Origin of the sequence: Stecheria intestinalis (assembly GCF_009696165.1) — a bacterium.
GTDB lineage: Bacteria > Bacillota_I > Bacilli_A > Erysipelotrichales > Erysipelotrichaceae > Bulleidia > Bulleidia intestinalis.
This window is the reverse complement of the sequence record NZ_VUMN01000001.1, coordinates 194,221-213,768: the sequence shown is the minus strand read 5'-3', so window position 1 is coordinate 213,768 and position 19,548 is coordinate 194,221. Positions and strand designations below refer to the sequence as shown.

General features: G+C 50.2%; 20 protein-coding genes. 10 read left to right on the top strand and 10 right to left on the bottom strand.

Translation table 11 applies throughout. From position 1 onward, the window contains the following. Nucleotides 1-83 precede the first annotated feature (83 nt). The 9 genes from FYJ51_RS01025 (at nt 84) to FYJ51_RS00985 (ending at nt 8,558) form a co-directional block, all read left to right on the top strand. A complete protein-coding gene (locus FYJ51_RS01025; RefSeq protein ID WP_154502253.1) occupies nt 84-3,035 on the top strand; it encodes an AAA family ATPase in 2,952 nt (983 codons plus the stop codon). Continuing rightward, nucleotides 3,032-4,006 carry a signal recognition particle-docking protein FtsY gene (gene ftsY, locus FYJ51_RS01020; protein WP_154502252.1) on the top strand — a complete coding sequence of 325 codons (975 nt, stop codon included), beginning with the start codon at nt 3,032-3,034 and terminating at the stop codon, nt 4,004-4,006. The genes FYJ51_RS01025 and ftsY overlap by 4 nt, the downstream gene beginning before the upstream one ends. After that, on the top strand, nt 3,999-4,334 hold the full coding sequence (gene ylxM / locus FYJ51_RS01015) for a YlxM family DNA-binding protein (RefSeq protein ID WP_105303753.1): 336 nt from the start codon (nt 3,999-4,001) through the stop codon (nt 4,332-4,334). The genes ftsY and ylxM overlap by 8 nt, the downstream gene beginning before the upstream one ends. Then, nucleotides 4,327-5,523: an acetate kinase gene (locus FYJ51_RS01010; RefSeq protein WP_105303752.1), complete on the top strand. Its 1,197-nt coding sequence runs from the start codon at nt 4,327-4,329 to the stop codon at nt 5,521-5,523. Before ylxM ends, FYJ51_RS01010 begins: the two co-directional genes overlap by 8 nt. A 1-nt stretch (nt 5,524) precedes the next feature. Then, nucleotides 5,525-6,472 (top strand): DHH family phosphoesterase, encoded by a 948-nt coding sequence (locus FYJ51_RS01005; RefSeq protein WP_105303751.1) that lies wholly within the window; start codon nt 5,525-5,527, stop codon nt 6,470-6,472. A gap of 82 nt (nt 6,473-6,554) precedes the next feature. Continuing rightward, nucleotides 6,555-6,836 (top strand): HU family DNA-binding protein, encoded by a 282-nt coding sequence (locus FYJ51_RS01000; RefSeq protein ID WP_105303750.1) that lies wholly within the window; start codon nt 6,555-6,557, stop codon nt 6,834-6,836. 118 nt (nt 6,837-6,954) lie between these two features. Beyond that, nucleotides 6,955-7,326, top strand: coding sequence for a helix-turn-helix domain-containing protein (locus tag FYJ51_RS00995; protein WP_105303749.1), 372 nt, complete (start codon nt 6,955-6,957; stop codon nt 7,324-7,326). A gap of 141 nt (nt 7,327-7,467) precedes the next feature. Further along, a complete protein-coding gene (locus tag FYJ51_RS00990; RefSeq protein WP_135358190.1) occupies nt 7,468-7,665 on the top strand; it encodes a hypothetical protein in 198 nt (65 codons plus the stop codon). A gap of 689 nt (nt 7,666-8,354) precedes the next feature. Beyond that, a complete protein-coding gene (locus FYJ51_RS00985; RefSeq protein WP_154502250.1) occupies nt 8,355-8,558 on the top strand; it encodes a hypothetical protein in 204 nt (67 codons plus the stop codon). Between the two features lie 1,175 nt (nt 8,559-9,733). Here the strand turns inward: FYJ51_RS00985 and FYJ51_RS13430 are convergent. Both FYJ51_RS13430 and FYJ51_RS13425 read right to left on the bottom strand, forming a co-directional pair. After that, entirely contained in the window at nt 9,734-10,360 is a 627-nt protein-coding gene (locus tag FYJ51_RS13430) for a peptidase dimerization domain-containing protein (protein ID WP_205946093.1), read from the bottom strand. Nucleotides 10,361-10,369: 9 nt separating this feature from the next. Then, nucleotides 10,370-10,594 (bottom strand): hypothetical protein, encoded by a 225-nt coding sequence (locus FYJ51_RS13425; protein ID WP_205946092.1) that lies wholly within the window; start codon nt 10,592-10,594, stop codon nt 10,370-10,372. Between the two features lie 142 nt (nt 10,595-10,736). Between FYJ51_RS13425 and FYJ51_RS00975 the strand changes: the two genes are divergently transcribed. Continuing rightward, on the top strand, nt 10,737-11,138 hold the full coding sequence (locus FYJ51_RS00975) for a hypothetical protein (protein WP_154502247.1): 402 nt from the start codon (nt 10,737-10,739) through the stop codon (nt 11,136-11,138). A 22-nt stretch (nt 11,139-11,160) separates the two neighbouring features. Here the strand turns inward: FYJ51_RS00975 and FYJ51_RS00970 are convergent, their stop codons facing one another. Genes FYJ51_RS00970 through nusB form a run of 8 tightly spaced genes read right to left on the bottom strand, consistent with a single transcriptional unit; the run spans nt 11,161 to nt 19,542 of the window. Next, complete coding sequence (locus FYJ51_RS00970; protein WP_154502245.1) at nt 11,161-12,105, bottom strand: tyrosine-type recombinase/integrase; 945 nt, start codon at nt 12,103-12,105, stop codon at nt 11,161-11,163. Beyond that, entirely contained in the window at nt 12,095-13,264 is a 1,170-nt protein-coding gene (locus FYJ51_RS00965; protein WP_105303744.1) for a DNA polymerase IV, read from the bottom strand. Before FYJ51_RS00965 ends, FYJ51_RS00970 begins: the two co-directional genes overlap by 11 nt. A 3-nt stretch (nt 13,265-13,267) precedes the next feature. Beyond that, on the bottom strand, nt 13,268-14,914 hold the full coding sequence (recN, locus tag FYJ51_RS00960) for a DNA repair protein RecN (RefSeq protein WP_105303743.1): 1,647 nt from the start codon (nt 14,912-14,914) through the stop codon (nt 13,268-13,270). Further along, complete coding sequence (dxs, locus tag FYJ51_RS00955; RefSeq protein ID WP_154502242.1) at nt 14,911-16,770, bottom strand: 1-deoxy-D-xylulose-5-phosphate synthase; 1,860 nt, start codon at nt 16,768-16,770, stop codon at nt 14,911-14,913. Before dxs ends, recN begins: the two co-directional genes overlap by 4 nt. 13 nt (nt 16,771-16,783) lie before the next feature. Further along, complete coding sequence (locus FYJ51_RS00950; protein WP_154502239.1) at nt 16,784-17,623, bottom strand: polyprenyl synthetase family protein; 840 nt, start codon at nt 17,621-17,623, stop codon at nt 16,784-16,786. Next, the gene (xseB, locus tag FYJ51_RS00945; protein ID WP_105303740.1) at nt 17,620-17,829 is read right to left on the bottom strand and encodes an exodeoxyribonuclease VII small subunit; all 210 of its coding nucleotides are present in this window, start codon (nt 17,827-17,829) and stop codon (nt 17,620-17,622) included. Before xseB ends, FYJ51_RS00950 begins: the two co-directional genes overlap by 4 nt. Then, nucleotides 17,804-19,168, bottom strand: a complete 1,365-nt coding sequence (gene xseA / locus FYJ51_RS00940) for an exodeoxyribonuclease VII large subunit (protein ID WP_154502236.1) — start codon at nt 19,166-19,168, stop codon at nt 17,804-17,806. The genes xseB and xseA overlap by 26 nt, the downstream gene beginning before the upstream one ends. Next, on the bottom strand, nt 19,165-19,542 hold the full coding sequence (nusB, locus tag FYJ51_RS00935) for a transcription antitermination factor NusB (RefSeq protein WP_105303738.1): 378 nt from the start codon (nt 19,540-19,542) through the stop codon (nt 19,165-19,167). Before nusB ends, xseA begins: the two co-directional genes overlap by 4 nt. Nucleotides 19,543-19,548 lie beyond the last annotated feature (6 nt).

Sequence of the window (19,548 nt, the reverse complement as noted above, 5' to 3'; positions counted from 1 at the left end):
ACAGATGCGGCGCAATGCCGCATTGTTCTTTGATCCGAAAAGCCTTTTTGCTATAATTTGATACGGACTTTTAAGGAGATTGAATGTTTTTAAAACGGATTGAAATGCAGGGATTCAAGTCGTTCGCTGACCGGACGGTGATTACCTTTGAGCATCCGATTACCGGCATCGTCGGCCCGAACGGATGCGGCAAGTCGAATATCACCGATGCGGTCCGGTGGGTGCTCGGCGAACAGAGTGCCCGCTCGATGCGCGGCGAGAAAATGAATGATGTCATCTTCTCAGGCTCAGCCGATCGGAAAATGCTGAATATGGCGGAAGTCACGCTGGTCTTCGGAAACGAGAACCACATTCTGAATTCCGATCAGCAGGAACTTGAAGTAACCCGGCGTTTATACAGAGATTCCGGCGATGCGGAGTATCTCATCAACCGCAATAAGGTGAGACTGCGCGATGTCGTGGATCTTTTCATGGATACAGGTCTTGGCAAAGACAGCCTGAGCATCATCTCGCAGGGCAATGTCATCCGCTTTGCCGAAGAAAAGCCTGCTGAACGCCGCGGCATCTTTGAAGAAGCTGCCGGGGTTGCCAAATACAAGAAGCGCAAGCTGGAGTCTCTGTCCAGACTGGAGCGCACGAAAGAGAATCTGGACCGCTGCCAGGATATTCTGGCAGAACTCGAGAAACAAGTCAGTCCGCTGCGCAGACAAGCACGCAAAGCAGAAATCTATCGGGAGAAGAAGAAGCGTCTCGAGGAGATCGAGATCACGGTACTCGTTCAGGATATTGATGAACTGAATGCCCAGGTCGAAGATGCGAAGAAGACGCTCTTTGATATTGAATCGAGGTCTGCAATCAGCCAGACGCAGATCCAGGTTTCCGAGACGCAGATTGCCGAGCAGAAAAAAGAGACTTCCCGTCTGGACCGCGAGATCAGTGCGTTGCAGGAGGAGCTGATGAAGGTCGTAGATGCGATCACATCGCTCGAAGCCCGCAAGACGGAGATGGATGAGCGGCGCAAGTATATCATCGAAACCGGCAGCCGCGAGGAGAAAGCAAAAGAGACGAGAGACCTTTTAGCTTCGGCTAAGCAGGAATATGAAGACCGCAAGCAGCGTCTCGATGCGATCAGCCGGGAAATGCAGCTGGACAGCGAGAAGCTGAGACAGCTTGCTCAGAATACGTTTGACCGCAAGTCCGAATATGAACAAGCCATGGGCATGCTGAGATCTCTGCAGAGCCAGCAGGCTTATCTCGAGAACATGCTGAAGGATCCGTTTTCTTCGATGCGGCAGGCCGGAACGAAAGCAGTCATGGACAACCGCAATGCTCTGCATGGCATTCTCGGGGTAGTCGGTCAGGAGATTCATGCGAATGCCGGCTATGAGAATGCAATCAGCGAAGCGCTCGGCGGCGCGATGTACAACATCGTGACTGCAGATGAGCAGGCAGCCAGAGATGCGATCCGTTTTCTGAAGCGCAACAGCTCCGGCCGGGCAACCTTCCTGCCGCTGAATGTGCTGAACCCGCGCTATCTGTCTGAAGAAGCCAAGGTCATCTGCAGCAGCACGAAAGGGTATCTCGGAACGGCAAGCCAGTTTGTGACCTGCGATCCGAAGTTCCAGCCGATCGTGAATGCACTTCTGAACAATGTTCTGGTCGTCGATTCCATGGAGACCGGAAATGAGCTGTCTGCCCTCACGCGGCGTCAGTACAATATCGTGACCACCGACGGCGAAATCATTCACCGGGGCGGTTCCATGACCGGCGGCCGTCTGAAGCACAATACGACTCCGATCACGATTCAGCGCGAAGCAGCTGATATCAGGCAGAAGATCGACAGTCAGACTGCCAGAGCCGAGCTTGCCAGAAAAGCTGCTGAGAAGTCAGAAAGCGATCAGAAGGCTGTCACGGAACGCCTGCAGGCAAATCGTGTCAAGGCCGCTTCGCTTGAACCGGTGGTTGATGCAAAGCAGGCGAAGTACGAGAAGCTGAAGAATGATCTGGCTCTGCTGGAACCGCAGGCTGCTGCCGATCAGCAGCCTGGAGAAGAGCAGCAGGATGATACGGTCACCAGGCTCAACCAGGCTTACAGCCGCAGAGATGAGATCACTTCTGAGATCCGCACGAAGCGTGAGCAGCGGCAGACGCTCAATGCCGAAATCGAGCGCCGGGATCAGCAGCTGAAGCAGATGAGAAAGGACCAGGAGCGGTTTACCGCTTCTGCCAATGCGATCAAGGTTGATCAGGGACGGATCGAGACGAAGATCGAGAACAGCCTGCAGCGGTTGGCCAGCGAGTATCAGCTGACGTATGAATTTGCCAAGACGAAGGTCAGCGATACGAAAGTTGAAAATGCAAGGGAAGAAGTGCTGCAGCTGCGTTCGGATATCGAGCATCTCGGCAATGTCAACATGGAAGCGCCAGAGCAGTTCCAGGAAGTCAATGACCGCTATGAATTCCTGAAGAAGCAGATTGAAGAACTGACGCAGAGCCGCGATAAGATTCTCGCTGCCATCGATGAGATGGATACGGTGATGACGAAGCAGTTCCAGGAAACCTTCGATGCAGTCAACAAAGCATTCAATGAGATCTTCCGCGGTCTGTACGGCGGCGGCAAAGCGAAGCTGGTTCTGGAAGATCCTTCGGATATTCTGAATACCGGCATTGATATTGATGCTCAGCCTCCGGGAAAGGCCGTGCAGAACAACATGCTGTTCTCAGGCGGTGAAAAGGCACTGATTGCATTGTGCGTGCTGTTTGCCATCCTGAAGGTGAAGCCGGTGCCGCTGGTCATCCTCGATGAAGTCGAAGCAGCCCTCGACCAGAGCAATGTCGAGCGGTTTGCGCAGTATCTTCATAACTATACCGATCAGACGCAGTTCATCGTCGTCACGCATCGGCCGGGAACCATGGAGAACTGTGATTTGCTGTATGGGGTCACGATGCAGCATCAGGGTGTTTCGCAGATGCTGAAGGTAGAACTGAAAGAAGCAGTTGATTTCGCAGATCAGAACAAGGAGGAAACGAAATGAGTTTCTTCGATTCACTGAAAGGAATCTTTTCCAGCAAGGAAAAAGAAGAAAAAGCGGTATATCTCAGCGGATTCAAGAAGTCCAGCGATTCATTCAGCGGTTCGCTGAATCAGCTGAAATACCACTACAAGGGAATCAATGATGACTTCCTCGAGCAGCTCACCATCGTGCTGCTGGAGAGCGATGTCGGCATTGAACTGGCAGACTATATCTGCGAACAGCTGAGGAACTATGCAAAGAACTACACGAAGCTGACCTTCCGCTGGGCGATGGAATTCGTTGTCAAGACGATGCGCGATATCTATGAAGAGACGCCGGATCAGCCGCCAGTCTATAACGAGAGTGGTCCGACGGTGATCTTCCTGGAAGGGGTCAATGGGTCTGGCAAGACGACAACGGCTGCCAAGCTTGCAAGCATGTATCAGAAACAGGGAAAGAAGACTGCTTTCGTTGCGGCAGATACATTCCGGGCAGGAGCAATCGACCAGCTTGCTGAATGGGGCGAGAGGCTGAATGTTCCAGTCGTCAAAGGCAGAGAAAACGGCGATCCGAGTGCAGCAATTGTCGACGGTACCAGATATGCGAAGGAACATGGCATCGATATCCTGCTCTGCGATACGGCCGGACGTCTGCAGAACAAAGCCGGTCTCATGGCTGAGCTTTCCAAGATGAACCGGGTTGCGGGCAGAGAGATCGAAGGTGCTCCGCATGATACATGGCTGGTGCTCGATGCAACAACCGGACAGAATGGTCTGCATCAGGCCGAGGTCTTCAATGAGGCGACAAACCTGACCGGGCTGATTCTGACGAAGATGGATGGCACCGCCAAAGGCGGCATCATCATCTCGATCAAGCATAAGCTGAAGCTGCCGGTGCTGTATATCGGGCTCGGCGAGAAGCCGGAGGATCTGCGTCCGTTTGATCTGGATTCGTATCTCTACAGCATTTCCGAAGGTCTGCAGGATGCTTGATAAGATTCAGATGAATACGCTGCTGGATTTCTACGGGGGTCTTTTGACTCCGAAGCAGCAGGAGATCTGCCGGTTCTATTACCGGGAGGATCTGTCGCTGACGGAGATTGCAGAACTGCAGCAGGTATCCAGGGCAGCAGTGCATGACAGCATCCGCCGCTGCGAGAAGGAACTGACTCACTATGAGGAGGTTCTGAAGCAGGCGGCTCTCTGGCAGAAGAGAAAAAAACTGTATGATGAAATCGAACATGCACAGAATCGGGAAGAGATTATCCATCTTCTGAATCTGTGCCGGGAAACTGAAGCTGAAGGAGGAAATTATGACTAAAGTTATTGCAGTAAATTCAGGCTCATCTTCATTGAAATTCCAGCTGTTTGACATGCCGTCCGAGACGGTGCTCACATCCGGCCAGGCAGAGCGCATCGGCCAGGATCTGGGTGCGTTCACGATCAAGGTAAACGGAGAAAAGGTCAAGAAGACCCTGCCGCTTCCGGATCATAAGACCGCAGTAGATCTGCTGCTGAAGTCTCTGGTGGAATATCACATCGTCGACTCACTCGAGGAAATCAAGGGTGCCGGCCACCGGATTGTCCAGGGTGGTGCATACTTTGATGGCTCTGTTGTCGTCAATGATGATGTGGTCGAGAAGGTAGATGAGCTCTCTGAACTCGCTCCGCTTCATAACCCAGCTCATCTGGTCTGCTACAAGGCATTCAAGGAAGCTCTGCCGCATATCGGCCACGTTTTCGTCTTCGATACTGCATTCCATACCACCATGGGTCCGGAAGCGTTCCTGTTCCCGGTTCCGTATGACTGGTATACCCAGTACAAGATCCGCCGCTATGGTGCACATGGCACTTCGCACTACTATGTCAGCAGAAGATGTGCAGAACTGATGGGAATGGATATCAACCACATGAATCTCATCACCTGCCATCTGGGCAATGGTGCTTCGATCACGGCAATCCGCGATGGCAAGTGCATCAATACTTCCATGGGCCTGACCCCGCTTGGAGGAATCATGATGGGGACCCGTTCCGGCGATATCGATCCGACGGTCGTGTTCTACATGATGAAGAAGCTGAACCTGACTCCGGATCAGATGGATACGATTCTGAACAAGCGTTCCGGCATGCTGGGTGTTTCCGGCATCTCCAGCGATGCGCGTGATATTCAGGCAGCAGTCGAACAGGGCAATGAGCGGGCTATTCTGACCACAGAGCTCTATACCAACCGTGTCATCAATGTGGTCGGCGGCTATTATATGGAACTCGGTCATACGGATGCCATGGTATTCACGGCAGGTCTTGGCGAGAATGACAGCCATACCAGAGAGAGAATCCTGAAGCATCTGGAAGAAGGCATGGGCCTCTCCATCGACTATGAGAAGAATGCTCAGGTTCATGGCACGGAAGCTCTGATTTCCAAGCCGGATTCCAAGGTTGCGGTATGGGTGATCCCGACGAACGAAGAGCTCGTCATCGCCCGTGATACAGTCCGTCTCTTAGGTCTCTGAAATGTTCGGAACACTGCTGAAAGACATTGAGGAAGCAGAAATCATCACGATCTTCCGGCATGAGAATCCCGACTGCGATGCATTCGGGTCCCAGTACGGTCTGAAGAACTGGATTGCGGACAACTGGCCAAGCAAACAGGTACATGCCTGCGGAACGCAATCCTGCGGCAATGGCATCTGGCCGGCTCTGGAATCTGTCTCCGATGACACGATCCGGAACAGCCTCGTGATTGTCCTTGATACGGCAAATCAGGAACGCGTCGATGATCAGCGCTATAGCACTGGAAAGAAGATCATCAAGATCGATCATCATCCCGAACGCGATCCGTTCGGAAATGAGCAGTATGTGTATCCTCAGATGGCTGCAACCTGCGAGATTCTTTCGGAATTCTTCCATCAGTGCAGCGATCAGAACGTTTCGAAGCAGACTGCTTCATTTCTCTACAAAGGACTGCTGACCGATACGCTGCGTTTCACGACTTCAAACACGTCTCAGCATACGATGGAAATGGCTGCGTTCCTGACTGGATTCGGTCTTGATATTCCTTCCCTGAACCGGGAGCTCTTTGATGAAGAACTCTGGGAATTCCGCTACCGGAATATGCTGGCGGAGAACATGCAGATGATGGGAGATCATTTTGTCTACTGCATCGTTCCGGAAAAAACCATGCAGGAATGGAATGTCTCTGCTTCCAGAACCAGATCGTTTGTCACGGTATTCGGCAATGTGAGACCGTTTCAGGTCTGGGCAATCTTCACGGAAAAAACCGAAAACGGAATCACGCGGTATGACGGTTCACTGAGATCGAAGACCGTGCGCATCAATGATCTTGCTGAGCAGTACGGAGGCGGCGGTCACCCTAATGCCAGCGGGGTGAAGAATCTGGATGAAAAAATGCTGAAAACCCTTCTGGAAAGCCTTTTTCAAAAAGCTGAACAAGCGTTCTGAATCCGTCTTAACGACAATTGTCAAGTATTGAAATCGCTATTTAACGTGTTAGTATAAATTACGCAATATGGAGGTTAATTCAATGGAAACAGTCAACAAAAAGACCATCACTGAAACCGTCGCTGAAAAGCACAATCTGACAAAGAAAGAAGCAGCTGAGATTGTCGATCTCGTATTCGACACGATGGCTGAAGCACTGAAAGACGGCGGAAGAGTTGATATTTCCGGATTCGGAAAGTTCGAAGTCAAGACCAGAGCTGCACGTACCGGCATCAACCCGCAGACCAAAGAAGCAATTGAAATTCCGGCTTCCAAGATTCCTGGATTCAAGGCATCTAAGGGGCTCAAGGATCTGGTTCGCTAATTGGGTTCGAGTAATAAGGCACTTTGATGAGTGTCTTATTTTTTTTGATGCGAAGTGCAAAATTTAATTATTGCATTAATTGTCGTGCAGAATTTAATTTCTGCATTATAATAATCTTATGAAACAGACTTCATTTTCCATCACGATTTATGATGCAGGAACGGAAGAATATCACAACGCGGAAGAGATGCTGGAGAAAGTCGGCGTAAGGATGGAAGCAATCTACCCGGATGATCGTGAACATCCTGCTTATCTGAAGCTCACGATTGATCCCGCTGCTTATCAGAAAGCAATGAGCCGCAATGCCGGAAGAAAGCAGAAAGCAGTTATGATCAATGGAGAATTCCGGGAGATCAGCGTTGCCGAAGTACGTCAGATGATTCATGAGAAAGGGGCGGATGAAACTGCTGCCTATCTTGGCATCAGCCGCAGGACCATGTACAACCGGCTGAAGGAAGCAGAAGAGATTCATAACGATACCATCTTCTGAAAAGGTGAAGCACTGTGATTTTCGGAATCTATGCTATTATGAAAATGACCTTGTGGTATTGGATTCCTCCAGGCATCGTAATATATTGATCAGCTCTTGATTCAAAGCACAGAAATGATCAGAAAAGGAAAGCAGAACCCTATGTATCCGGATCCTAAGATTGACCAGAAAAACGCAATCACGAAGAATGAAGCATTCCAGAAAGAATATGACTCCGGAGTAAATCAGAAACAGGAAACAGATCCTGCGGACTTCAGACAGGGCCAGAGAGACAAGAAAGTGCTTGCAATTGTCCTTGCAGTAATTGCAGTACTGATGATTCTTTCCTGGATCTTCTGACTTTGGACTACACACAGAAAATCTGATTCCAGGGAAGGCAATAGGGAGAAGAAAGATGAACGTTGCAAGATATAAGAATGGTGACAGAACTGTCTTCCTGCATGAAGCAGGCACAATATTTAACTGACTCCATTTTTTGCTTCAGACAGGAACGAGTCAGGATAGATTGATCGAATGAAGACGATTCCGAACGATCTTTTCTTCCTGTTCAGGATAAGCAGAGAAACGCATCACGATGAAATCTATCTGCATGGAGGATTATGTAATGGAGATCATCATCATTCTGGCTGCCATAGTACTGGATGCCATCTATTTCCGTTCCAAGGGCAGACACCTGGATCGCATGAATAATAACTATAAGAAAAGCTCAGAAGAATAGGAAGTACAGACCTGCCGGATTCGCTCAGGAGTATAAAAAATCAGAATTCTCTATAAAGGCTGATGAAATTGCAGCATAAGGCAGTCGCCTGACATGTGGCTGTAAAGAAAATGATTACTTTTTCTGATAGCAGGACTGCAGTCAGAGCAGAGGAGAGGCAGAACCATCATGAACCGCTTCAAAAAAAAAATCATGTCCGAATTGCGGAGCTGAGCTGAACCAGACTGTTAAGAAAGGTCTGCCAGATGGAAAATACATCTGTCCGGCTTGTCATAAAACATACACTCAGAAACAGAACTGGTTCCGAAACATGGTATATCTGTTTGTGGTTCTCAAGCTGCTGGATTTCATTTCAAGAGATCTGGCAGGGGCGCTGCCATTTGCGCAGAACCAGGAGATCACATCCTTCATCATAGAAGCCGCATTAGCAATCATCATCGGCTTGATTCACGCAAAGAATATCGGCATTCTCAGAAAACTCGGGCTGAAAAGGCTTGCTGAAATAGATCCGTAGGAAAAAGCGGAGAATGAGAATTCTGCTTCGTGATTCTTTTCACATTACCAAAATTGATGCTAGGGGACAGGAACTGAAAAAGTCATTTACCTGAAGACCATTCCAGCAATCATCGAACACTGACTGGTTCAGGCGTGTGCAGCTGAACCGGTCAAAATATCTCACAAATCATTCCTGCCAAGAACGAACCAACAGGAAAGCCCGGAAGCAATGCAATATCACTGACACCAATGTATGCAGAGAACTGTGAATCAGGCATGGTTCATACAGAAAGCTGACGATCTGGGCTGCCGATGAAGAATCATAGTTCTATGCACACTCAGCAGTACCAAAAAACATCTGCTGATCCTGCAATTCCAGAAACTCGGAAAAGTCTGCATCCGCAAAGGACTTATAGAATCGGCTGATTTCGCAGCTGATGCAGAAGGACGCTTGTCATCTTGTATTTCTTGCCCGAAAATGATCCGCTGTGTCGGGATCCAGAAATCTTCAGTTGGCTAGTAAATGATATAGGAACATTCCAGTTATGATAGCGAAGTCTGTTAATTACAGAACTTCGCATAATGTATATTATGCAATATTTTTAGATTGGTTTCGAATTGAGTATTTTCCAAATCTATCTTCATCTTGAGCGCCCATATACCAGATTGATATTCCGGATCAATTCATAATCTGATCTGGAATAGATCCGATCGATTCAGCTTCAGAAAATCTGAATTCTCAATTACTGAGACAGGGGCGCAGGAGATATTTCTGGTCAGCAGAGCAGAATGAGTCATGAAAAGAGAATCCGTGCTTCATGAAAGGGGGCTGGTACCCCTTTATCCCCCTCCCTGCTTCTTACCTGCAGGTTCTGATCAGAGAGAATTCTGAACCGGAAAGCCGGATGGGTTCTCTGTTGATACCGAACAGTTTTCCTTCTTTCTGATGCGCCACATTATATCTGTGTTCTTCTTTCATACGCCTGAAAAGCTCAGGATTCTGGATCAGGTCCAGTGCGGTATCAGCCAGAACTTCTGGGCTGAGCGGAATCATTGCCATTCCTTTCTTAGATGCTGATGCTTTGACCATGTCTGGAGATTGCCCTGCAATCTTATGATCCGTGATGCTCAAGGATGGCTTAATCGTAGGAACCACCTGAGAGATATTGCCGACATCGCTGCTGCGGCCATGACTTAGAAGGACTGTGGCTTGCTATGAAGACCAAGCAGATTCAGATTCTTTTCATAGAGCCGATCAAGGCCAGGGGTCAACACCATTTTATCATACTGATCATGAAGCGTATCCATCGCTGCTGCCCGGGTATCATATTTCGACTTCGTAAAATCCGGAATCACATTGGGTGCAGTTCCGCCATCGGTGATGATGCTATGGATTCTCACATCCGGAGTCAGCTGCTGACGCAATACGCAAAGACCGTTATAGACAAGGATCTGTGCATCCAGCGCATTTTTTACGTTTTCCGGGCATCCTGCCGCATGAGCAGCCAGCCCATGAAATTCAATGTCCATCGGCGCACAGCCGAGAGTCCTGGAGGAAAGCATATTCTCAGCACTTGTTCCAGGATGAATGCACAGGGCAGCCTCAACGTTTTTCAGATATCCTTCTCTGACAAAACTCCCCTTTGCTVATCTATTCTGACCCCCTTCTTCTCCTGGCGTTCCGTATACTCGTACTTCTCCTCCGGTTTCTCCGATCACCTGCAGCAAGGCTACTCCAGCCAGGGCAGAAGCCGCCCCGAAGAGATTATGCCCGCAGCCATGTCCGAGCCCTGCCAGTGCATCATATTCCGCCAGGAACACAATGACCGGTCATTCCTCGGGAAAACGCTTTCTTGCCGCAAAACCAGTCCGATGCCTGGCTGCCGGCAGGTCAATCTCAAATTCTTTTTCTTTCAGTTGTTCACTCAGCAGCTTTGACGCAAGAAACTCAAAATCAGAACCCTCCGGGTGTTCATGAATCTCCATGGAGATTTTCTGATATTTCTTCTGATGTGAAACCATGAATTCATGGATCGTAGTGCGAGGATCAATCATGCTAGTTCTCCTTTTCGGTCTACTGTTTCAGCATGGATCAGTCATTTCCAGTTCAGCAACGATGCGCATGGACAATCCGGTCGGTTTCGATTCCAGAACCAGGCAAGTCGGGTTATAATATCTCTCAGTTGGAGGAAACGTGATGGATAAGAAGACAGCGTGGAAAACAAGACGTGCAGTAATCTATGGTGCATACTGTCTGATGATTGCGCTGATCACGCTTCTTGCCTATCTTTATCTCCGCAGCAATCCCGCTGCAGCTGCAAATCGTTCCGATTTCTTCTACCGGATGTTCCGCTACTGCCTGATCATCTTTGCAGTGACGGTTCCGTTTCTGAGCATCATCGGGTTCATCAGCGGTCTTCAGGGAATGCATCGCCATCAGGGAAAGCTGAAGTACCGGATCTTCGGAATTGCTTCCTGCGGACTCTTTGCTGCATTGACGGTCTACATGATCTGCTGCATTGCAGTTCCGCTGCTGACCGATTACAAGCATGTACTGAAACTGGATCTGGTCAGCCTGCTGATGGAATGGCTGTTATGAAAAGTGAGATGCGATCTGCATCTCATTTCTGTTTCTTCTGCTTTTTCCATGGTTTAACTACAATGTCCCCGAGATCTTCATTCAGCTCGCCGGGATGATGTTCATCATAGCTCTTGCGGAGGGTTTCATTGCCGGTATGCGTATAGATCTGAGTCGTGGAGATGGAACTATGTCCGAGCATCTCCTGAATGGAGCGCAGATCTGCTCCCCCTTCCAGCATATGCGTCGCGTAGCTGTGACGCAGTTTGTGGGGAGTGAGTTTTTTCTTAAAACCCAGTTCTGTTTTCTTCCTGCGCATGATTTCTTCAACTGACTGAGTCGTGACTTTGTTTCCCAGCCGGTTCACGAAGAACAGATTGGATTTCTTCTTTTCATACAGCGGTCTTACTGTATCCCGGTAATGCTTCAGAATCGGAATGCTGCCATGGGGAATCGGAACGATCCGTTCTTTATTTCCTTTTCCTTCTACCCTCACAAACCCGGTTTCCAGATCTACCCGGTTCAAGGTAAGTCCGACGGCTTCAGAAACCCGCAATCCGCAGGAATAGATGATTTCCAGAATTGCATGATACAGGCACTGACGAGGATCCGAATCATCAAAGCTCCCAAGCAGAGTTCTGATTTCTTCTACGGTCCCGTAAACCGGAAGCTTTCCCGGACCGCGATGAACTTCCAGGCTGACGGAAGGATCCGGTGTTTCATAGAGAAACGAAAGATAATGATGAAATGAACGGATGCTCGATGCCATCCGGGCAATCGAAGAAGGCGCTTTCTGCTGAGCCTGCTGGGTGATGAAGGATTCTACCAGTGCCGGTGTGATGTCTTCAGTGTCGCTGACTCCCTGCTCGTTCAGAAAATTCAGATAAAGCTCCAGGTCCTGAAGGTAAGAACTGACTGTACGCGGACTCTTGCCTTCATTCATCGTGAGTTCTACCCGATAGCGTTCCAGAGCCCGTTCAGTCTTCATGGTGCTCCTTCAGAAGCGCACTTGCCCGCTTCAGCCGCAGGCCGCCAAGTTCTTCATTCAGATCGCTGAGGATGCTAGCAGTCGCTTCTTTCTCCGATTCTTCCAGATTGAAGAGATTTCTGTCTTCCTGTTCTGAATGGAATTCGCTTAAGGTAAGTCCGAGCAGACGGACCGGATCCTGTTCCCAGTTTTCATTGAACAGACGGATTCCCTGCTCAAACAGATCATCCGCTTTCCAGATCGGATGATCAACATGCATGGAGCGATCCGCATTGGAGAAATCCGAATAGCGGATCCGGATCGATACCAGCGAACCTGTCTTCCTCACTTCGGCAAGTCGTTTCGAAAGCCTTCGGGACAGTGTGCGCATCATTCCGCGCAGCTCATCATAGTCAGTGACATCTTCGAGGAACGTTTCACTGACGCCCATGGACTTCGGATCCGTTTCCAGTTCGATCTGCCGATCATCATGCCCATTAGCCCTTGCAATCATCTGTTCGGTATTCTTTCCGAAAATCCCCCGCAGCTGTTCCGGATCCTTCCATTGTGCAAGGTCTCCGATCGTGCGGATGCCGAGTTCTTCCAGGAAAGGCAGTGTCTTCTTTCCGACCCCGCGCATATCAGCAATCTTCAGAGGCCAGAGCTTCTGCGGAACTTCGCGGATACGCAGTACGGTGATTCCCATCGGCTTCTTCATATCTGAAGCCATCTTGGCAAGAAAAAGATTCGGACCGATGCCGATCGAACATGGCAGTCCGAGTTCATCTCTCACCCGATGCTGCAGCTGAAACGCCAGATCCAGAGGACGCGGAAAGCGGAAAATGGCATCGGTCATATCGGCATAGCATTCATCAATGCTTGCCTGTTCCACGATGGACGTATAGCTTCTGACAATTGCGATGAACTCATTGCTCAGCTCTTCATAGTAATTAAAATGAGGTGCCACGACGACCAGATCGCGGCAGAGGTTCTTCGCCTCTGCAATCGGCATTGCACTGTGCACCCCATAGGCTCTTGCTTCATAGCTGGCTGTGGAAACCACGCTGCGGCGCGTCTGTCCGGAAACGGCCAGAGGCTTTCCTCTCAGCGTCGGATCCAGCAGACACTCCGCATTGGCATAGAAGGCATTCAGATCAATATGAAAGTATACCCTCGACATTCATTACTCCTGACTGGACCGGTAGAGTTCTCTGGCAGCAGCTCTGGAAGCCTCCGTGACTTTGCCGCTGGAAATCAATGCCAGCTGCTCGATGAATTCTTTCTGCTTCAGCGGGGTCACATGCGTATGCGTCCGACCAGAAGATTCTTCCTTGGACACCAGATATGCATGCTTCGCACAAGCCGCAACGGGAGCAAGATGCGTCACACTGAATACCTGGCAGTCCTCTGAGATCGCCCTCATCTTCTTTCCGATCGCGTTTGCAACCGGACCGCTGACTCCGGTATCGATCTCATCAAAGATCACTGTCTGAATGCCCTGCAGCTTCGAGAAGATCTGCTTCAGCCCAAGCATCAGCCGGCTCAGTTCCCCGCCGCTGGCAGTCCTGGAAAGAGGCTTGAGGTCTTCACCCTGATTCATGGAAATCAGAAATTCCACCCGATCCATTCCGGATGCAGATGGCTTTGCCTGGACAATCTCCGTATGGAAGCGGGCATTCGGCAGCACAAGATCCTTCAGATTTGCCGCAACTAAAGAATCAAGAGAAGGAGCCCCTTTCTTCCGGAGCTTTGACAGCTGTATTGCTGCCTTCTCATAGACTGCATACGCATCATGGATCTTCGTTTCCATCTTCTCCAGATATTCTTTCCGATGGGAAATCCGCTCCACCTGTTCTTCCAGTTCTTTCTTCTTTTCGAGAATATCGGGAATCGTGCGTCCGTATTTCCGCTTCATCTTCTGGATCGTGAACAGGCGTTCTTCCATCTCATTGACATCGTCTTCGGAGAGATCCATGTCTTCGAGACTCTTCCGGAGCGTATCGATGGCATCATTCAGATTGTAATAGCTGTCGCTGATCTCCGTCTTGGCGACAGTAAGCACATCGCTGTCCTCCAGTCCCTGCACAGAGCGATTCAGTTCATACAGCGGCTCGCTGACTGAATTATCAAACAGATCCAGGATGCCATTCAGCTTATCAAACGAAGCTTTGACCGCCTTGTACTGCTTCTCCTTAGCAAGCAGTTCTTCTTCCTCTCCTTCCGAAAGCTTCGCTTCCTCGATCTCGGAGATCTCAAAATTGAAATACTCCAGATCATTCTCATTGTAGGTTTCTGTCAGCGCCGCATCACGTTCCTTTACGAGCCTGTCGTAGACAGAAAAAGAATCCGCGACTTGCTTCAGCAGCGATGAATCATTCAGATAATGATCCAGGAGATGGATATGAGAACTCACATTCAGCAGATACTGACTGTCGCGCTGACCGTGAATATCAATTTCATTCTGAAGAACTTCCTTCAGAAGCGAAAGCGTCGCAATGCGATGATCAATCCGGACTGTGCTCTTGCCGCCCGAAGTGATCTCTCTCGTGAAGGTCACTTCATCCTGTTCCACCTCAAAACCGGCATCCGCGAGAACTTCACATGCATGCGAATCCCGGCTGAGATCAAACGTTCCTTCGACAATTGCTTTCTCTGCTCCTTTCGAAACCAGAGAAGCACTTGCACGGTCTGCTTTCAGAAGACTGATCGCATCAATCAGGATTGATTTGCCGGCTCCGGTTTCTCCGATGAATGCGCTGAAGCCATCATCGAAATCCAGATTCAGTTCATCAATCAGGACAAAATTCCGAATATACAGGTGTCTGATCATAACAACTCCATCAGTTTCTCATAGAGCGAATTCAGGTCGATCCCTTCATCTCTGCGCAGAAGATTCACAGCCCCTTGCTGCACATACTCATCTCCGATTCCCATCCTGGTGAGATTCATCGTCTGATGGCTGTCGCACAGATACTCGAGAATCGAAGCCGCCAGCCCCGATTCCTTCATATCAGTTTCAAACACGATCACCGGAATTCCACGCTTAGCGAACTGGTCAATACATGCAGTATCAATCGGCTTGAAGAATCTGCAGTTCACAACAGTGACCGGAAGATCGTTGACCTGGATCTTGCTGAGAATCCGATCCACATCAGGGCCATATGCAAATACCGCAGCCTTATTTTCCGGAGCATCATGGAAGACGCTCCAGCTGCCGACCCGGATCAGTTCTGCCGGCGGCAGCTGACGGCAGCTGATCTCCCCGCGCGGATAGCGAATCGCAAACGGATGCGAAGACGCAAACGCCGTCTTCAGCAGAGACCTGGCTTCGGCAGCGTCTTTAGGCTGCGCGAGGATCAAGTTCGGAATCGGTTTCAGGAAACCGATATCAAAGACTCCATGGTGGGTCTCGCCATCTTCACCGACCAGTCCGGCCCGATCAATGCCGATCACTACCGGCAGATCCTGCCGGCAGATATCATGATTGATCTCATCATAAGCGCGCTGCAGGAAAGAACTGTAGACTGCCATGAACGGATGCATTCCTGAAGTCGCCAGACCAGCCGCAAATGTTGCGGTATGTTCTTCGGCAATGCCGCAGTCAAACGAGCGCTCCGGATATTTGGCGAAGAATTCATTCAGGGCGCTGCCATTGATCATGGCCGGTGTCAGCGCAACGATCGAATCATCTTTGTCAGCTAGCTCTGTCACAGTATCCGCAATCAGTGCAGACCAGGACTTGAAGCCGGCCGGCGTTTCATGAAGCTGCTTGCCGGTATTGATATCGAACGGACCGACGCCATGCCATACGCCTTTGCGGTCTTTCTCGCATGGTGCATAGCCCCTGCCCTTCTGGGTGATCACATGGACGACCACCGGTCCGCCATGTTCTCTGGCAACAGTCAGCACCCGAATCAGATCCCGGATATTGTGTCCGTCGACCGGACCCATGTATTCCAGATTGAATTCTCCGAAGATGCCCTGATCCACCAGAGAGTTCTTGACGGAATCCTTGAAGTTCTTCATGCCATGATACATGACTTTGCCGAACTCGCTCTGATTCAGGCCGACCTTCATATTATTCTTGAATTCGTTGTAGCTTCTGCCTGCCCGGAGCCTTGCAAAGCCTCTCGTCATAGCACCTACATTGCGGGAGATGGACATATTGTTGTCATTGAAGACAATCACCATATCCCGGTGCTCTGAACCGATCTCATTGAGTGCTTCCATCGCCAGCCCAGACCCCAGCGCACCATCGCCGATGACCGGAACGATGCTGTAATGATCATGATGAAGATCTCTGGCCACAGCCATGCCTAAAGCAGCACTGAGACTCGTGCTCGAATGTCCTGCTTCCCAGACATCATGCTCGCTTTCCCGGCGTTTCTCAAAGCCGGAGATGCCGCCATACTGACGCAGAGTCGGGAATTCTGCTGCTCTCCCGGTCAGAATCTTATGCGTATAGCACTGATGGCCGACATCGAAGAAGATCTTGTCTGCCGGAGAATGAAACACATAATGGAGCGCAATGGTCAGCTCGACGACTCCGAGATTGCTGGCCAGATGCCCTCCTGTTTTTGAAATATTCTCGATAAGAAATGTCCTGATCTGTGCAGCAAGTTCATTCAGTTCGCTGACACTCATGTCTTTCAGGAATTCAGGATTCTGAATCTTCGTAAGATCCATAGAAAAAGCACTCCTACTTTCTGCGCTTCTGCATCCCCTCTAGCCGTCTGATCAGCGCATCGGACTCAAATTCTGACATCTGACGGATCTGCTCCATACTGCTTGCATAAAGCTGATTCATCAGATTCTCAGCCTGCTCCATCCCCAGAAGAGAGACTGATGTCACTTTCTCATTGCGGGCATCAGAATTGCTCTTGCCGAGCTCTTCTGCTGTTTCCGTAGCATCCATGATGTCATCCTGCACCTGGAATGCAAGGCCGATGGTATCACCGACCTTATGCCATGCCTCTATTGTAGCATCATCCCGGCCGGATATCACTGCGGCGATCATGAATGGCGCCGAAAACAGGCACCCCGTCTTATAGCGATGAACCTTTCTGAGATCTTCCCACCCGTGGACCTGATCCTCTTCGGTCGTATCGAGGCACTGTCCGTAAACCATTCCGGAAGGCCCTGCCATCCGGCTCAGGATGCCGATCGAACGCACGACGCGGTCTGCCGGCTCCCTGCTTTCTGCAGCAACCTCAAATGCATAAGTCAATAGGCCATCGCCAGCTAGAATTGCCGTTGCCTCATCAAATTGCTTATGGCAGCTCGGCTTGCCTCTGCGCAGGTCATCATTGTCCATCGCCGGAAGATCATCATGAATCAGCGAATACGTCTGAATCAGTTCCAGCGCGATTGCAAATTCATTGCCACGCTCCGGATTCAGCCCGTAGCCGGCCAGCGTATCATAAAGAAACATCGGGCGAAGACGCTTGCCTCCGCTCATCAGAGAATATTCCATCGCATCTCTGGTGCGGCTAGGAGTCACGCGCTGAATCGCCTGTTCCAGCAGTTCTTCGAAGTTCATTGTGCTTCCCCTGAGGTCTTTCCGCTGAGTTCTTCGACCTTCTTCTCAAACGAAGAAAGCTGAGTCTGGCAGCTTTTCACGAGATTCAGTCCTTCCTCAAACAGGGCGATGGTTTCTTCCAGGGGTTTCTCATTGTTTTCCAGCTGGCTGACAATTTCTTCCAGCCTTGCCATAGACTGCTCAAATGTCATTTCCTTCTTTGCCATGATCGATCTCCTTTTCTGATACAGCTTCGACGGTTCCCCGGAAACTGCCTGTTCCAAGCAGCACGCTGACTTCATCACCAGGTGCTAATTCTTCTGCAGACCGGACTGCTTTCTGATCTTTCATTGTGATGCTATAGCCGCGGCGCAGCACTTTCAGCGGACTGTATGCATCTAACAGAGATGCATCGCGGTTCAGACGTTCTCTCTGCACGACTGCATCTGCTTTAGCAGCATGATTCAGATTCTGAGACGTCTCCTGAAGCTTCAGCTGAGCATAGGAAATCCTCTGTCCGGCTGCCAGAACCAGAGCATGGCGGCTGTCTTCCAGCGACTGATTCAGGCGGTAGGATACCGTATTCAGAAGTCTGCGGAATTCGAGCGACAGCGTATTCAGCCGCAGCTGAGGCTCGGTATATAAACGCATCGGATTCCGGAAGACCGGAGACTCCGACAGTGAATCAAGAGCTTTCTGCTCCTTGTTCATGCGATGATTCATATCCACGATCAGCCTGGAGCGAAGCGAGGAAAGAGACGCTTCCACTTCGCGGATGTCAGGACTGCAGCGTTCTGCGGCACCAGTCGGAGTAGGAGCCCTCAGATCGGAGACGAAGTCTGCGATCGTGAAATCCACTTCATGACCGACGCCGGTGATGATCGGGGTATTCAGCTGATAGATCGTTCTGGCAAGCCGTTCATCATTGAACGACCAGAGATCCTCAATGGAGCCTCCGCCTCTGACGAGCAGAATCACATCAAACCCCATCGTGTCTGCCTTCTTCAGTGCATCGATGATCTGAGCAGCACTTTCCGTTCCCTGCACAAGCACCGGGAACTCAGCAATCGAGGCAATCGGCCATCTTCTGCCAAGCGTGTTCAGCACATCTGCACGGGCTGCCGTATTCTTTCCGGTAACTAATGCAATGCGCATCGGATAAGGCGGAATCGGCTTCTTGTGGGACTCATCAAATAATCCTTCTTCAGCAAGCTTTGCCTTGAGGGCTTCATACTGCAGAAACAGATCGCCGATCCCGGCTGGCTTCATGCCGGTGACCAGCAGCTGCATCTCGCCTCTGCCCTCATAGACTGAGACATCTGCCTGCACGATGACCTTGTCCCCGTCTTTCGGCATCCAGGTCATGCGCCGGTTCGCACCTGCAAACATGACGCAGCGCATCTGCGCACCGGCATCCTTGATCGAAAAGTACCAGTGTCCGCTGCGATAGGCACTGAAGTTCGAGATCTCGCCTTCAACCAGGATTCCCTGGATCAGAGCATCGTTTTCAAGCTTGCTTTTCAGGTAGCGGACCAGGGCGGTGACAGTTACCGTCCTCTGGCTCATATGCGGTCAAGCACTCCGTTGATCAGCTTGAATGAATCCGGATCGCAGTATTTCTTGGCAAGCCGGACATATTCATCGATGATCACGGCAGCTTCGATCTGCTTGAGATCAAATTCGGCACATCCGCAGAGCAGGATTGCCTGCTCCAGATATCCGAGGCGATCAAACGTCCATCCTTCCAGCACCCGATCGATATAGCCGTGATAGCGGTCGGTATTGGCAATGGCAGTATGGATCACATCAGAAATATAAGGATCTTCAGAAAGTGCTCCCTCGGGAAAGTTATCCTGGATCAGTTCATCCGGGTCTCTGGGAACGATAAGATTCTGATAGACCGTGATCATTGCTTTTTCTCTATTTTCGTGACGGTTCATGGATTC

What these genes read in the sequence shown, in the direction of transcription:
- FYJ51_RS01025 (WP_154502253.1), top strand. Translation starts at nt 84, where the DNA reads ATGTTTTTAAAACGGATTGAAATGCAGGGATTCAAGTCGTTCGCTGAC.
- ftsY (WP_154502252.1), top strand. Translation starts at nt 3,032, where the DNA reads ATGAGTTTCTTCGATTCACTGAAAGGAATCTTTTCCAGCAAGGAAAAA.
- ylxM (WP_105303753.1), top strand. Translation starts at nt 3,999, where the DNA reads ATGCTTGATAAGATTCAGATGAATACGCTGCTGGATTTCTACGGGGGT.
- FYJ51_RS01010 (WP_105303752.1), top strand. Translation starts at nt 4,327, where the DNA reads ATGACTAAAGTTATTGCAGTAAATTCAGGCTCATCTTCATTGAAATTC.
- FYJ51_RS01005 (WP_105303751.1), top strand. Translation starts at nt 5,525, where the DNA reads ATGTTCGGAACACTGCTGAAAGACATTGAGGAAGCAGAAATCATCACG.
- FYJ51_RS01000 (WP_105303750.1), top strand. Translation starts at nt 6,555, where the DNA reads ATGGAAACAGTCAACAAAAAGACCATCACTGAAACCGTCGCTGAAAAG.
- FYJ51_RS00995 (WP_105303749.1), top strand. Translation starts at nt 6,955, where the DNA reads ATGAAACAGACTTCATTTTCCATCACGATTTATGATGCAGGAACGGAA.
- FYJ51_RS00990 (WP_135358190.1), top strand. Translation starts at nt 7,468, where the DNA reads ATGTATCCGGATCCTAAGATTGACCAGAAAAACGCAATCACGAAGAAT.
- FYJ51_RS00985 (WP_154502250.1), top strand. Translation starts at nt 8,355, where the DNA reads ATGGTATATCTGTTTGTGGTTCTCAAGCTGCTGGATTTCATTTCAAGA.
- FYJ51_RS13425 (WP_205946092.1), bottom strand. Translation starts at nt 10,594, where the DNA reads ATGATTGATCCTCGCACTACGATCCATGAATTCATGGTTTCACATCAG.
- FYJ51_RS00975 (WP_154502247.1), top strand. Translation starts at nt 10,737, where the DNA reads ATGGATAAGAAGACAGCGTGGAAAACAAGACGTGCAGTAATCTATGGT.
- FYJ51_RS00970 (WP_154502245.1), bottom strand. Translation starts at nt 12,105, where the DNA reads ATGAAGACTGAACGGGCTCTGGAACGCTATCGGGTAGAACTCACGATG.
- FYJ51_RS00965 (WP_105303744.1), bottom strand. Translation starts at nt 13,264, where the DNA reads ATGTCGAGGGTATACTTTCATATTGATCTGAATGCCTTCTATGCCAAT.
- recN (WP_105303743.1), bottom strand. Translation starts at nt 14,914, where the DNA reads ATGATCAGACACCTGTATATTCGGAATTTTGTCCTGATTGATGAACTG.
- dxs (WP_154502242.1), bottom strand. Translation starts at nt 16,770, where the DNA reads ATGGATCTTACGAAGATTCAGAATCCTGAATTCCTGAAAGACATGAGT.
- FYJ51_RS00950 (WP_154502239.1), bottom strand. Translation starts at nt 17,623, where the DNA reads ATGAACTTCGAAGAACTGCTGGAACAGGCGATTCAGCGCGTGACTCCT.
- xseB (WP_105303740.1), bottom strand. Translation starts at nt 17,829, where the DNA reads ATGGCAAAGAAGGAAATGACATTTGAGCAGTCTATGGCAAGGCTGGAA.
- xseA (WP_154502236.1), bottom strand. Translation starts at nt 19,168, where the DNA reads ATGAGCCAGAGGACGGTAACTGTCACCGCCCTGGTCCGCTACCTGAAA.
- nusB (WP_105303738.1), bottom strand. Translation starts at nt 19,542, where the DNA reads ATGAACCGTCACGAAAATAGAGAAAAAGCAATGATCACGGTCTATCAG.